The sequence below is a fragment of the Desulfobacterales bacterium genome (assembly GCA_030066985.1).
Taxonomy (GTDB): Bacteria; Desulfobacterota; Desulfobacteria; order Desulfobacterales; family JAHEIW01; genus JAHEIW01.
The window spans coordinates 55,941-69,587 of the sequence record JASJAN010000025.1 but is presented as its reverse complement, the minus strand read 5'-3'; the positions used below and the strand labels follow the sequence as shown (position 1 = coordinate 69,587).

The window sequence follows — 13,647 nt, the reverse complement described above, 5'->3', positions numbered from 1 at the left end:
ATTTTAGGTTTCAATGGTCTCAACCTGCATAATGACGTTTATGAGGCCCTGTTTTTTATCTTTTTTCGAAATCGACAGTTTTTTGACCATGACCATATTTTCTGATGTTTCAACACCATACAGATAAGCAGTCAGTTGCTCGAGGGTGATGGCATCCAATTTCATCTCCACCCGTGAAATTTTGAAGTTACTGTTTTTCTGAACGGTTTTAGATGGTTTCATCGAGCTGATGCGGTCCTTTATGCCCACCTGACCCGCCTGCTGGACCAGAAACGAATTCAGCGTGAACCCTTTTGGTCTTTTGCTGGCGCGCATGTGGGACTTTTGCATTTTGCCCCGCAGGGTTTCATACTCAGCCTGCATATCGCGCATTTGGGCGAGCTCAGCTTTTTTGGTTCGCAGGGCTCGCTCCAGCTGAGATTTGCTGGCAAAAAAGGGCCGGATAACAAACTGCACGATAATCAGCAGACCCAAAAGGCAGCCCACACCATAGACAATGTATTTTTCGCGGCGATTGAGCTTTTTCAGGTTCAGGTATTTTTTAATAAATTCCATGCGAAAATCTGCTTGCGTGATGTTATAGCTCCACTTTTAACATAAACTGCACTTCTTTGCCTGAGCGATCTATATTGGCCGAGCTGATACTGACCTTTTCAAATTGCTGAATTTCTTCCAGGCTGCTTTTTATGGTGTCCACCGAGTCATAAGCGTCAGTGGTGCCCGAGATTAACACATTGTCGGGCTGAATGACCATCCGGTTCAGATTGACCGTTATACTTTCGGGGATCTTTTCACTGATGTTGTTGATGATGTCGATACTGCGGACATGCGGTCCGCTTTCACCCTGCAGGGCCGTATTACCTTTGGCCTCGCGCATCTTGGCCTGCATTTCCTGAAAAGGGTAGCGGACCGTTTTCACATCTGGAAATGTCTCTTTAAAAATCTGGGTCATCTGGCCTGTGATGGCGTCAATGCTATTGTTTAACGTATAGGTTTTCATGATCAGGCTAAAAAACATCAATACCAGAACGGCTGCCGCCAATATGCCGGTTTTGATCAGGGCGCTCTTTTGCTTGGCCAAGAATTTTTGGGCGGCAAATTGGCCCTTATGGAAATTCAAACCGCCATAGCCCTCAACTTCCATCAATGCCAGCGCCAGGGCGTTATCCATATGACCCGCCACCCAAGGGCTTTCGGTTTTCGTTTTTACCGGAATGTCCATCCTTTCTGAGATAGACGCGACCTTCACCGGTATTTTCAATATTTCTGAAATGGTGGCCGCCAGGTCGGTTTTGACATCACCGGTGCCACTTATAACTGCTTCGATGGGCTCAAGGTCCATCCCGGATGATTCCTGGAAAGCCGCTATTGTCTGCTGGGTCTGGATGCACAGCATTGACGTTTTTGACGGGCCTTTAGCCGGTATCGGAAACGATCGTATCAGTTGCAGACGGCCACCCGCCAGAACAAACAGCGTGGCATGGGCGTCATCAAGTTCAATATAAATGAGATCTTCCCCCGGATCGGCCTGGTGAGCCAGACACAAAGCGATGGGTAAGCCGCTGAGCGTTAGTTTTTCCGGATCGATGTTCACCGATGCCAGGGCTTCAATGTAAGGCGTCAACTGGTCTTTTTCTATTGCCGCCGCAATCAGTTCGGTTTGATCACCCGACTGGGCGCCGTTTAACAGATGAAAATCGATGGCCAGCTCATCGACCGCAAAAGGGAGACTGGGCTCAAGCTCAAACGGCAGAACCATTCGGATCTTTTTTACATTATGAAAAGGAACCTGCATGTTGCGGAAAATAAACCGGTGAGCTGGGACGGAAACGACATAATCACTGCCGCTTAAGTCCATTCTTTCATTCAACGTTTCCAGGGCGGCCGACAGACTTCTTTCGGGGTCATCCGGGCCTGAAAATGGCAAATGAATGAAATCATCCACATGGTGCTCGCGCAAGCTGCTGTTTAAAAGCACAGCGCTGAGTGACTGATTTCGAATATCGATGCCGAGAACTTTTCTGCTCATCGTTCCTCTAATGTTTACCGACTGGTGCTGATATCATAGTTTATCAATTTATTGGCCTAAACTCAATGTCTGGGGCCGTGAATTACATTTTTCTAAAATTTGAAAAATATAGGACTTTATTCGAAATATTTTTACGGTATGCCTATTGCGTGTCCCAGCTAAGGATCTGACAGGTCCATTTGCCGCTATTTTCATTTTTCTGCCGTTCAACCACAGCCGTAGCGATCAATTTGGAATCGTTGACTTTTGCCTCTGATACGATCCGAAATATATCACTTGCGGTGGTCAGCAGCTTTGAATCCAGGTTCAGCCCGCTCAGCGCGGCAATATTCTGATACCAGGCTGGGTTGGAAAAATCCGGGGCACTTTTATCGGTGGCCATTTCTTCGCGCAACGTATAGAAAGCTGCGGCCAGTTCAGGGTTTTCGGACGGCATTAAGGCCACCAGCACCGGAAGGTCAGCCGTATTGATATTGATCTTTCCGGAAAAGGTAAATCCGGTACCGGCCCCTGGTTTCATGCCAAAAACCGTTAAGGCATCTATCATGCCGGGTTTTTCGGCATTGCCGTAAAACATTTCCGGTGTAACGCCTTTAACCAGTAAAAGATCATAAATATCAGCTATGGGTGCGTTGCGACTGTTATAAGATGGGCTCAAATCCTGATAATAGGCTGATTCAGCACCGCTGAGCCCGGTAATCGCATCATCGTCTCCTGAATCCAGCCAGTCCTTGAGTGAATTGATAATCGCCGGCGGCTGGCTGTCTTCCGGTGTTTCTTCTGTTTCATCTTTTAAAAAATTTAAATAGCGTTCGAGCATTTGGCGCTGGCCGTCATCAAAATTGCGACTATCGGGAGATGTGACCAGCGCGTTGATTTGAATGCGTCCCATTTCATCGCTGATGGTAACCGTCAGCTCACCTTCATCAAATGGTATGTCATCGAGCAGCTCTTTTATTTTATCCGGATTGGCCCAATCTTCCCGCAATGAATCCATATTCGATTCGGCGCGATCCTTGGCCAACAGTGCCATGGCCGCATGGATACCCGAAGACGCCATCTGTGAAAGGGTCAGTCGATCCCTTGCGACGACAGATGACAGTACCATGAAACGCGACCGGCGATTGTATTCCAGCGCCGCCGCAATCAGAATGGTTGTCACGGATATGACCAGCAAAAGGGCAATGCCCCGGTTGTTGTTGATCGTTTTGGTTAGGTTCAGCATGTGTTATTCCGCCCGCTGACGCACCAACGGCAAGGATACCATGGTCTCAAAAGTGTGCGTTTCGGCCTTGTGGGCCAATTCAAGTTTGATTGCTATGGCCGTCGGTGTCGCATAACCAAATTCATCGGCGTCCGAATCCCAGGTATCAAACTCAATTTCATCTTTGTCGAAAAACTTAAACGACAAGGATTTGACGTACTTGCACAGTATCGGATCGCTTCCTTTTTTTTCAAATTCGGGAAACGGATAGGGATTATCCGCACGTTTTAGCTCCAGATGATCGTCCTTATTGGCCTGAACGTAATAAACGATCTCAACAATTCCATCTCTGGAACTTTTTTCAAAGGGCAGGTGGGCTCGACTGGTGAACCTTAAATTTTGTGCAAATCCCGTGCCACCGGTCTCTTCGGCGGCCGCCACCAGTCGGTATGGATCCGGTGGTTGATCAAATTCCGGCGGTTTGTATAAAGGCCGCTGGCTGATGTGTATCGATGTCAGGTCCAGCACCAAACGTTTCATGCAGGTATGGGCCATTTCATAAATTTTAGAGCTGTCGTCGAGCGCATCCGTGGTTGAAAAAACAGCATTAAACGAAGCCAGGGCAGTGGTCACAACAAGGGCCAGTATGGCGATGGAGATCAAAATTTCCATCAGGGTAAAGCCGGCAGCGCGGTGCTGTCTGCCGGTTGCCGGCTTTGACTTGGCCGGTCTTATCGCAGGCCGGCTTCTGGCATATATTGGATGCCCGGGTGATCCGCGATTCTGTCTTCTGTCCTCTGACATCTGCCCTCTGTAAAGCGTAATTTGTCTAATCCCTTTGAAACCGATAAGTTGTTAAATCAAAGGAGAATTGATTGTTGGCGTAAGACACCTTAATGTCGATGCGTTTTAAATCATTGGCGACTTCTGCGAGTAATTCAGAAGCCACATCAGTGGTGGTCACCTGCCAGCTGTAGCCGGGATAATTTTCACCGAAATCGCCTGAATCAGATGAGAAAATGCCTGCCGAAGATGTGGTCACTTCGGCCATTTTCTTTTGTGCCAGCAACGGCGCTTGGGTATAAAAGCGGGCCGCGGTGTTCATCGTTAAGGTCTGGGAATGCATACGATAGACGCTCACCAGCACGATGGACAGGACGGCCATGGCCACCAAGACCTCGAACAGCGTGAAACCGCATGCCCGGCGTTGAATGCCGCAAGATTTTTTGAACGGGTGCCTTTTATAGGTCGCCATTAATGTGCACTTTTTTATACAGGGTTTAAATTTATATTATACAAAATTTGACACCAACATCCAACCTTTTTTTTAAAAAAAGGGAACATTTTTTGCCATTCTTAAACAGTTTGAATTTGAATCATACAGATGAAAGGCGTCGACCTGTCCGCCCTTAGCGGACGGATGATAAATTTAAATGACGTGATAGCCCGTTCGCGGGTATTGCCGCGCCGCTTTCCTTAAATATGAAGGGGGATATGAAGGTACTGGTTAATAGGTGACTCGTGCAAAATTCAGGTAATATATGTCGTCTAATTGTCAAAACCGGCGTAAGTCTCATAGCGCGTCACCTCTGAAAGAAAAGGCTCGATAAGATACGTCACGAAATTATCGCCGTCTTGCACGTGAATCAGGGCCTTATCCGAGGTGCCGTTTTTGTAAAAGCTAATATCAGTCCGACCGGAGCTGACTTTTCCGCGTATGGGAAATTCGATATCTGCAATTTTAAGGCCGTCCGGAAGCGGCTGGGTATGAATGGCGGCCTCTTCTTGATCCGTGGCCGGCATTGATTCATCGGTTTCCCAGTAATGGTCGGTATCCAGATCGAAATGCAGCGTATATTGCATCTGGTTTCGGACCGCCGCTTCCTTTGATGCCTGGATTTTACCGATGATCCATCGGGAACTGGCCTTGCTTTCGTCCAAAAAGAAGGTTTTATGCAGGCGGGGGACGCTAAACACGAGCATGATGCCCAGCAGCGCCATGACCACAATCAGTTCCATTAATGTAAACCCACTCAACTGTCCGTTGCAGGTCGTCCGTGGTCCGTTGCGTTGATTCAATTCCTTTCTCAAAGCTATTGAGCGCATTTCGCTTATATTAAATTTAATGTTTTCGTTTTTTAAATTAGAAATCTTTTGATGTAGAAGAATTTGAGTTTGCTGTCAGAGTCGAGCCATTTTGTGCAAGGTCACGAAAATCAGGGAATTGGGCGGAGGCGTACCTTTAGTACGCCGCACAATGCAATTCCCTGATTGACACAGAGATTGCGCAAAAGGGCCGTTTCTGACAGCAAACTACTCGAGTTCCCAGTTATTAACGTCCCTATTATCCTCCCCCTCGCCGCCAGGGACGCCGTCTTTGCCATAGGAGATCAAATCATAGTCGCCGTTTACACCCGGTGCAATATACACGAATTCGTTTCCCCAGGGATCTTTGGGCACCTTGCGTTTCTCAAGATATCCGCCTTCGCGCCATTTCGGGGGAATTGTGCCGGTTTCTGGCTTTTCGACCAGCGCCTGAAGCCCCTGATCGGTTGACGGGTAAATGCCATTATCGAGCTTGTACATTTTTAAAGCCGTCTCAAAGGTGGCAATATCCAATTGGGCCTTAACACGCTTGGCTTTATCGGGTTCTCCCATTATTTTGGGGCCTACATAAAGCGCCAGGATGCCCAATATGATGACAACAACCATTAATTCAATTAACGTAAACCCCCGGTTGTCATTGCTAGATATGGTCCTCATATCCCATTTCCCTTCTCTTGCAAGTTGTATGATGTCCGCACCATTATTTGATGAGCGTGTTCATTTCAAAAATAGGCAAACAAATCGACAGCACAATAAATCCGACAATACAGCCCATTACCAGAATCATGACTGGCTCCAGATAAGATGTCAGGCGCATGATCGTATTTTCGACTTCTTTTTCAAAAACATCAGCGATTTTATTGAGCATCCCTTCCAATTCGCCGCTTTGTTCGCCCACCTGAATCATTTGAATTGACAATTGTGGAAAAACTTGAGCTTCATTCAAAGCCGCCCACAAAGCTTGGCCCTTACCGACTTCCTGCGCCGCATTTTGAATGGCATTGGAAAGCAGCACATTGCCGGCAATATTTTTGACAATGTCCAACGCGATTAACATGGAGACACCGTTTTCAAGCAATGAGCCCAGGGTGCGCGTAAAACGGGCCACAGCCAGTTTTTTTGCCAAAACACCAAATCCGGGCATTGCCAGCACGGTTTTATCGTAGGCATAACGCCCTTTTTCCGTCTTTTTTGCGCGGTGCAAAGCAATGGCTGCGCCAAAGATGGCGATCAGGATAACCCACCAAAATGATTTAAAAAAACCACTTAAGAAGATTAATATGCGGGTCGGTGTTGGCAATGTCTGGCCCATATCCAAAAATATAGAGGTGATGCTAGGAACAATGTAAGTTAAGAGTACAAACAAAACGATCGTTCCGATCACGCACATAAATATCGGGTATGCCAGGGCGGTCTGAATCCGATTGGTCAAATCCTGCTGCTTTTCAGTAATATCAGCCAATCGCTCGAGTACAATTTCCAGCGTGCCAGACGTCTCCCCGGCACGCACCATATTCACAAAAAGCTCTGAAAAGATCTTAGGATATTGCGACAAGGCCTGCGCAAAACTCTGTCCCTCGACAATGGCATCCTTGACCTGTGCCAAGACGGTTTTGAGTTGGTGGGATTTGGTCTGGGGCACAAGGGCGTCAATGGCGGAGACCAACGGAAAACCGGCTGTGATCAAGGTGGACAGCTGTCGCGTCATAATCGCAATTTCAGACGGCTTAACCCGCCGCAGGTAGCGCGATAGATCGGTCACCCGTTCGGTCTTTTTTTCCGGTTTTTCCTGGGCTTCTTTGACATCAACCGGAAAGATGCCGTTGGCCCTTAACTTTTGTCGAGCAGCACGGGCACCGTCCGCATCGATGATGCCGGATGTCATTTTGCCTTTGGCATCCAGGGCGGTGTATTCAAAAACGGGCATTTTACAGTTACTCCGTAATTTGCAAGTCGGCCATGGAAACAGCAGCAGCTATAAGATTTCCGATGTCCAGAATGATGTTTGCGTTCTGTCTATTATAACCGATCGGTTTTTTCTGATCCACACAATTTGATAATCTTGCTGGCAATTAAGGCAATTTTACCTTTTCAATAATTTTCATGCAAGATGTAGCTCTTTAAAATATAATACTGCAGGTCTGTTTTTGCCTGGCTTATCAATGCAAGTCCATTTCCTGAAGCGCTTTTTCCGGTGGGTCCACATGAACAGTGACATCCAATATATCCGGTATGCCTTTTACGATTCGATTCCTGACGTCATCGGCAATATCATGACCCTGCCGAACGGTCAGTGAGCCTTCGATGACAATATGCAGATCCACCTGAATACTGGTGCTGATATAGCGGGTTCTGATGTTATGCACCTGCAAAACATTGTCATTTTCATGGGCAACCTGACGTATTTTTTTGCGCGTATCAGCCGGCGCACCGGCATCAATCAGTTCGGCCAGCGCCGGCCAGATGATTTTTGCAGCAGCATGCAGAATAAAAATAGAGACCACCGCCGCGCCCACGCGATCAAGAAACGACCAGGTTGGGAAAATTTTAGCACCCGCAACGGCAATTAAAACCGGCAGCGAACTCAGCGCATCTGTTCGATGGTGCCAGGCATTGGCAGCCAGAGCCGCGCTTTTGATTCGATTGCCGGTTCGGGCCGTCCAGCGGTAAATGACCTCCTTGCAAACAATGGACACCAATACGGCCAGGAGGGCGATCCAGCCCGGGGGGATAACGCTTTTTTGATGCAAGGTGGAGATGGCCTTCCATCCGATACCAATCCCTGCCACCGCAAGCATGACACCGATAAATACGGTCACCAGGGTTTCCAGTCGCTTGTGGCCATATGGATGATCGTCATCGGGTGGGCGGTCCCAGTAATGCGAGCCCGCAATCACAGCGGCATCGGTTGTCAAATCCGTAAGACTGTGGATGGCATCCGCCACCAGGGCCTGACTTCTTCCCAATATACCGGCAGCAAATTTAATGCCGGCAAGACCTAAATTGACGAACAGTCCTACCCAGGTAACCTTACGAATGACTCGTGCCCTGGTATCGCTATCGGTTTCTGTGGCCGGTTCGACCTCTTGCATTTCTGCCAAAGACTAAATCTCCTGTCGCTTTATCCGTAAAATCTTCATCTTATTGCTATATATAACATTTTAGCTTATAAAATGATACCGCCTTGGGTATCAAAAAACAGGTTCAGGGTTCAAGGTTCAAGGTTCATGGTTCAAAGGTTTCAAATCTAAGCAACCCTTCTTCTTTTGCAGTTATTTAGCCGCATAACCTCTGAACGCTGAACCTTTGAACCCGACGACTAACCACAGGAGGTTTTTAAAATCGGTTGAGATAAAAAAAGTATGGAAAGGAATATTTGACGATGAACCTATTGAATTCTTTCAGCTTTGAGTTGCCGACTAAAATCGTTTACGGCGTCGGCGTCACCAAACGCCTGGTTGATGTGATTAAAGATGAAAAGTGGAAGCGTCTGGTTTTGGTCAGTGATGAAGGTGTTGTGCGTTCCGGTTTGCTTCAACAGGTATATGATTTACTGGAAGCGCATCAGCTGAAATGGACCCTTTTTGACCGGGTTGAACCCAATCCAAAAGATTACAACGTGCAGGAGGGCACTGAAATGGCCCGCCAGTTCGGCGCAGATGCGCTGGTGGCCATCGGCGGCGGCAGCCCAATCGATTGTGCCAAAGCCATTGCGGTGGTATCACGTCAGGGCGGGGCGGTCCGCGATTACGAAGGCCCTGGCAAAATAGGTCCTGATGTGCTGCCGTTGATTGCCATTCCGACAACCGCCGGGACCGGCAGTGAGGTGACCTTCAGTTCGGTGATCACCGATAGCAGTGATAAATACAAATTCAGCATTAAAGATGCCAGAATTGCGCCGCAGGTGGCGTTGGTTGATCCTGAGATGACGCTGACCATGCCGCCCGAACTAACTGCAGCGACCGGTATGGATGCTTTAACGCATGCGATCGAAGCATTTACGGCCAAAGCCTCAGAGCCATTGGCGGATGCCGCCGCGCTTTATGCAACTGAATTGATTACAGCCCATCTCAGAAACGCGGTAATTAGAGGCGACGACCTGGAAGCCCGGGCGGGGATGCTTCTGGGCAGCGTGTTGGCCGGAATTGCCTTCAGCCACTCCGATGTTGCCGCCGTCCATTGCGTGGCTGAGGCGCTCGGCGGAAAATATGACGCCGCCCACGGGGTTTGCAATGCGGTGGTTTTGCCGGCTGTGATGGAATATAACATGGAATATTGCAAAGAAAGATATGCCCGCATTGCCGGAGCCATGGGGCTGACCTATGAAGATGTGGATGATGGCGCCCGTCAGGCCGTCAGGGCCGTCCAGCAACTGGCCGCCGATGTGCAGCTGCCTGAATTCAGCTCGCTGGGTGTTCAAAAAGGGGACATCGAAGAGCTGGCAGTGAACTCTTTTAAAAACGGCAGCAATATTGATAATCCGCGGCCCATGGCCAAGGATGATTATTTAAGTCTGTTTCAACGCCTCATTGGTTAAAACGGGTTTCAACATCAGAAAGGGCGCATTACGAAGACCCCGAGAAAACCATGACCCGAATCAACCCGGCGCAAACGGAAGATCATTATCGATGGGCACGCCATCTGTTTCAGCAGTATGCGGGCGCTTTGGGTTTTGATCTTGAATTTCAAGGTTTCAGCCGTGAGCTGGCGTCACTTCCAGGGGATTATGCGCCGCCAAAAGGCTGTATTCTTCTGGCTGAAAAGGCTGATGAAGTTGTAGGGTGCGTGGCTCTGCGGTCCCTGGGCAAAGGGATTTGCGAAATGAAGCGGCTGTACGTCGCTCCGGGTTATCGCAGCCAAAAAATTGGGCGGGCGCTGGCAGAGGCCGTCATTGACTGGGCGCGTGCTGCTGGTTATAAACGGATGCGCCTTGATACCATCGAATCCATGACGGCAGCACAGGCGCTATATCGTTCGCTGGGTTTTCAACCGATAAAAGCGTATCGCTATAATCCCCTTTATAATCCATCTTATTTTGAACTAAAATTGGATCCATAAAAGGAGATCTATATGAGTTCCCCAAAATTGTCAGGTAAAATTGCGATAGTGACCGGCGCCTCGCGCGGGATCGGGCGGGCGTTAGCCTTACGATTAGGCCACGATGGCGCGGCCGTGGCAATCAACTATGTCAATAATGCGGCTGGCGCTGAAGAGGTTAAGGCGGAAATCAAGACTGCCGGCGGTGACGCCATTGCACTACAGGCGGATGTTTCAAAACCTGCAGATATTCAACGGCTTTTCGATCAAGCCATTGAACACTTTGGCCGTTTTGATATTTTAGTCAATAATGCCGGTATCCGCATCAGCAAAGATGTCGCCGACATCGATGAGGCAGAATATGACCAGCTGTTTGCCATCAACGTAAAAGGGACATTTTTTGCATGTCAACAGGCAGCACGCCGACTTTCTGAGGGCGGCAGGATCATCAACATTTCATCGGCCGTGACGCGCATGATGTTGCCCGGCTATAGCATCTATGCCGCCAGCAAAGGGGCTGTCGATCAAATTACCCGGGTGCTGGCCAAAGAATTAGGGGAACGAAAAATCACCGTTAACGCCGTAGCTCCGGGGCCGGTGGACACCGAACTTTTTCGCGATGGCAAATCCGATGAGCAGATTCAGCAGATGGCGCAAATGGCCGCGCTGGGACGCATTGGGCAGGTGGAGGATATCGCCGATGCCGTTGCCTTTCTGGCCAGCGACAATGCCCGCTGGATTACGGGACAATGTATTCACGTCAATGGCGGATTTGTATGATCAAATTTTTTCACCGCAGAGACGCAGAGGGCGCAGAGATAATTGTTTTTTTGATTTGCCGGTGAGAGGCCGGCAAATCAAAATTAATCTGCCATGCGCGTGGTGCCAGGGGCGTTTTTAGAACGGTATTCGTTTACTTAACAAGTATATTGCCGCGAAGCGGCTGAGAAGTTTTTCATTTGCCGGCCTCTCACCGCCAAATGAAAAGATTGTTTCTCTGCGACCTCTGCGTCTCTGCGGTGAGCTTATACAAAATTAAGAGGGGCAATGCACATGAGGATCTCGCTGATTGCGGCGATGGCCAAGAACCGTGTGATAGGGCGGCAGGGCGATATTCCCTGGAAAATACCCGGGGAGCAGAAGATGTTTAAAAAGATCACGCTGGGTCATACGGTGATTATGGGAAGAAAAACCTTCGAATCCCTCAAACAGCCTCTTCCCCAAAGAACCAATATCGTCGTTACGCGCCAACAGGATTATGTTGCCGCTGGGTGTATCGTCGTGCATGACCTTGCACAGGCATTAAGCAGCTGCCCGCAGGGGGAAGATGAAGCGTTTATTTGCGGTGGCGGGCAGTTGTACGAGCTTGCCTTTACCATGGCCGACCGCATTTATTTGACCGTTATCCCCAGAGATATCGACGGCGATACCTTTTTTCCGGAAATACCCGCATCTGAATTTAAGACCATTGAATCTAAAACGATTGCAACACCCGGAATTGAACCCTACGATTTTTATATTTATGAGCGCATCAACCCAGATGCCACAGTTGCTGATGGCTAACCCGGCAAGCTGCTGCGCGAATAGGTTTTGCTTGTGAACATTGAACCTTTTTGATAAATAAAAAAAAAGAAGCTGCCAAATTGTTCCCAATTCTAACATAAACGATACCCACAGAGTCCCCCAATTTCTCCGGTCTTAATAAATGATGAGAAAACCCAACCCTGAATACATAAAGCGCCTTAACAATATCGCTAACATCTGCCCTTACTTTGAATTGCTTTCAATGAAGCTAACGGACGTCGGCATTGGTTACGCGATCCTTGAAATCGAGCTGGCAAAAAAGCATTTACAACCCTTCGGTGTGGTCCATGGCGGTGTGTTTGCTTCGATCATCGATGCCGCCGCCTTTTGGTCCCTCTATTATGGAATAGAGGATCCCGATACGGGACTTACCACTGTAGATCTGAAATTAAACTATCTTGCACCGGCGGTATCCGGCAAGTTAATTGCCCGTGGACGTCAGATCAAAGTCGGCCGGACGCTGGGTTATGCAGAGGCTCAGGTTGTCGATCAGGAGGGCAAGGTCCTGGCGCACGGGACCTCGACGGTGATCATTTTGCCCGGCAAGGCCATTACCGCCGATCCACCGTTGCCCCCCAAATTTATTGATGCCTAGAATTTTAACGACAGTAAAGGAGAGCGCCATGAGCAACAGACCAAATGAGACCTACGGATGGAATCCGGAAATGGACACGCCTTTGCTGGAAAAGCTAAAAGCAGACCTGAAGCAGTCCATGCTGCAAAAAAACGTGGCCGCGCGCAGCGCCATCCGTCAAATTATGGCTGAATTTCCAAAACTGACGGTTCCGATTACCCTGGAAAGCGGTAAAGAATCCACCCGCCTTAAAAGCGGTGAAGAAATTACCGACGATGACATCATCGGTATCATTCTGGGATTGGCCAAGTCGGAGCGACTGGTCCTGGAAGCCAAAGACGAAGATTCTTCCGAATATCTGGCAATTCTTAAGCAGTATTTGCCCCGTATGGCCGACCGTGAAGAGGTCATTGCCTGGATCAAGGAGAACATTGATTTTTCCGAATACAAAAACAAAATGCAGGCGATGGGCACCATTATGAAGCATTTTGGCAAGCAGGCGGATGGTAAGATGGTCAATGAGATTCTGAAACAATGGGAGTAAAAGCACACGGAAAGTTTGATCCGTTTACAGATCGAACGGCAAGAGATATCCGCAACTCGTTGTCCGATGCCTTTGTTGAGACGCTGGATGTCATGAAATTAGATGCGGTTACGAACGCCGCGCGTCGATGGCGCGAGCAAAACCTGGCATCCGTCTATACGGCTTACATTGATGCGCGCCTTCTCAGCTATCAGCGGGTTTTTGATACCATCCGCCGCGACGCTATTAATGACCCCTTGCAGCAGGCCCTGCTGATCTGGAACCAGGGCCTTTTCTTTGAGTTCCATGATCATCTGGAAGCCATCTGGAAGGCTGAATCCGGCGACAAACGGCAGGCCTTAAAAGGTTTGATCAAAGCCGCCGGTGTGTATGTCCACCTGGAGCAAGATCACCAGCAGGCGGCCGAAAGTCTGGCCATGAAAGCCCATGCTCTTTTGCAGCAATACCGTCATTGTCTGTCGTTTATTGCCAACACACAAGCGCTTCTGGATAAATTAAAATCCGGCCAACCGGATCCGCCCCTACTGGAAATGACTTCTTTTGATGCTTAAAACATCCTTCTTAGAAAG

Annotated in this window: 16 protein-coding genes; 7 read left to right on the top strand and 9 right to left on the bottom strand. The window is 48.7% G+C overall.

All coding sequences use genetic code 11. The annotated features are described in order from the left end of the window. Positions 1-3: 3 nt before the first annotated feature. The 9 genes from gspM to QNJ26_14245 all read right to left on the bottom strand — a co-directional run bounded on the left by gspM (position 4) and on the right by QNJ26_14245 (position 8,431). Complete coding sequence (gene gspM, locus QNJ26_14285; protein ID MDJ0986706.1) at positions 4-555, bottom strand: type II secretion system protein GspM; 552 nt, start codon at positions 553-555, stop codon at positions 4-6. A 22-nt stretch (positions 556-577) separates the two neighbouring features. Further along, positions 578-2,029, bottom strand: coding sequence for a type II secretion system protein GspL (gene gspL / locus QNJ26_14280; protein MDJ0986705.1), 1,452 nt, complete (start codon positions 2,027-2,029; stop codon positions 578-580). 142 nt (positions 2,030-2,171) lie between these two features. Then, entirely contained in the window at positions 2,172-3,254 is a 1,083-nt protein-coding gene (locus tag QNJ26_14275) for a general secretion pathway protein GspK (GenBank protein MDJ0986704.1), read from the bottom strand. A 3-nt stretch (positions 3,255-3,257) separates the two neighbouring features. Then, entirely contained in the window at positions 3,258-4,037 is a 780-nt protein-coding gene (locus QNJ26_14270) for a prepilin-type N-terminal cleavage/methylation domain-containing protein (GenBank protein ID MDJ0986703.1), read from the bottom strand. Positions 4,038-4,062: 25 nt separating this feature from the next. Then, positions 4,063-4,488 carry a prepilin-type N-terminal cleavage/methylation domain-containing protein gene (locus QNJ26_14265; protein ID MDJ0986702.1) on the bottom strand — a complete coding sequence of 142 codons (426 nt, stop codon included), beginning with the start codon at positions 4,486-4,488 and terminating at the stop codon, positions 4,063-4,065. A gap of 293 nt (positions 4,489-4,781) precedes the next feature. Further along, positions 4,782-5,339, bottom strand: a complete 558-nt coding sequence (locus tag QNJ26_14260; GenBank protein ID MDJ0986701.1) for a prepilin-type N-terminal cleavage/methylation domain-containing protein — start codon at positions 5,337-5,339, stop codon at positions 4,782-4,784. Between the two features lie 207 nt (positions 5,340-5,546). Then, positions 5,547-5,996: a type II secretion system major pseudopilin GspG gene (gene gspG, locus QNJ26_14255; protein ID MDJ0986700.1), complete on the bottom strand. Its 450-nt coding sequence runs from the start codon at positions 5,994-5,996 to the stop codon at positions 5,547-5,549. A gap of 43 nt (positions 5,997-6,039) precedes the next feature. After that, a complete protein-coding gene (gene gspF / locus QNJ26_14250) occupies positions 6,040-7,266 on the bottom strand; it encodes a type II secretion system inner membrane protein GspF (protein ID MDJ0986699.1) in 1,227 nt (408 codons plus the stop codon). Between the two features lie 232 nt (positions 7,267-7,498). Continuing rightward, complete coding sequence (locus QNJ26_14245; protein ID MDJ0986698.1) at positions 7,499-8,431, bottom strand: cation diffusion facilitator family transporter; 933 nt, start codon at positions 8,429-8,431, stop codon at positions 7,499-7,501. A gap of 290 nt (positions 8,432-8,721) precedes the next feature. On the opposite strand from QNJ26_14245, the gene QNJ26_14240 reads away from it, so the two are divergent. From QNJ26_14240 to QNJ26_14210, 7 genes are all read left to right on the top strand, one after another. Beyond that, positions 8,722-9,876, top strand: a complete 1,155-nt coding sequence (locus tag QNJ26_14240) for an iron-containing alcohol dehydrogenase (protein ID MDJ0986697.1) — start codon at positions 8,722-8,724, stop codon at positions 9,874-9,876. A 50-nt stretch (positions 9,877-9,926) separates the two neighbouring features. Next, positions 9,927-10,397: a GNAT family N-acetyltransferase gene (locus QNJ26_14235; GenBank protein MDJ0986696.1), complete on the top strand. Its 471-nt coding sequence runs from the start codon at positions 9,927-9,929 to the stop codon at positions 10,395-10,397. A 12-nt stretch (positions 10,398-10,409) separates the two neighbouring features. Continuing rightward, positions 10,410-11,156 (top strand): SDR family oxidoreductase, encoded by a 747-nt coding sequence (locus tag QNJ26_14230; GenBank protein ID MDJ0986695.1) that lies wholly within the window; start codon positions 10,410-10,412, stop codon positions 11,154-11,156. 267 nt (positions 11,157-11,423) lie between these two features. Further along, positions 11,424-11,939, top strand: coding sequence for a dihydrofolate reductase (locus QNJ26_14225; GenBank protein MDJ0986694.1), 516 nt, complete (start codon positions 11,424-11,426; stop codon positions 11,937-11,939). 142 nt (positions 11,940-12,081) lie between these two features. Continuing rightward, entirely contained in the window at positions 12,082-12,555 is a 474-nt protein-coding gene (locus QNJ26_14220) for a PaaI family thioesterase (GenBank protein MDJ0986693.1), read from the top strand. Between the two features lie 28 nt (positions 12,556-12,583). Then, positions 12,584-13,078: a GatB/YqeY domain-containing protein gene (locus tag QNJ26_14215; GenBank protein MDJ0986692.1), complete on the top strand. Its 495-nt coding sequence runs from the start codon at positions 12,584-12,586 to the stop codon at positions 13,076-13,078. Next, entirely contained in the window at positions 13,069-13,629 is a 561-nt protein-coding gene (locus QNJ26_14210) for a DUF309 domain-containing protein (GenBank protein ID MDJ0986691.1), read from the top strand. The genes QNJ26_14215 and QNJ26_14210 overlap by 10 nt, the downstream gene beginning before the upstream one ends. Positions 13,630-13,647: the final 18 nt, after the last annotated feature.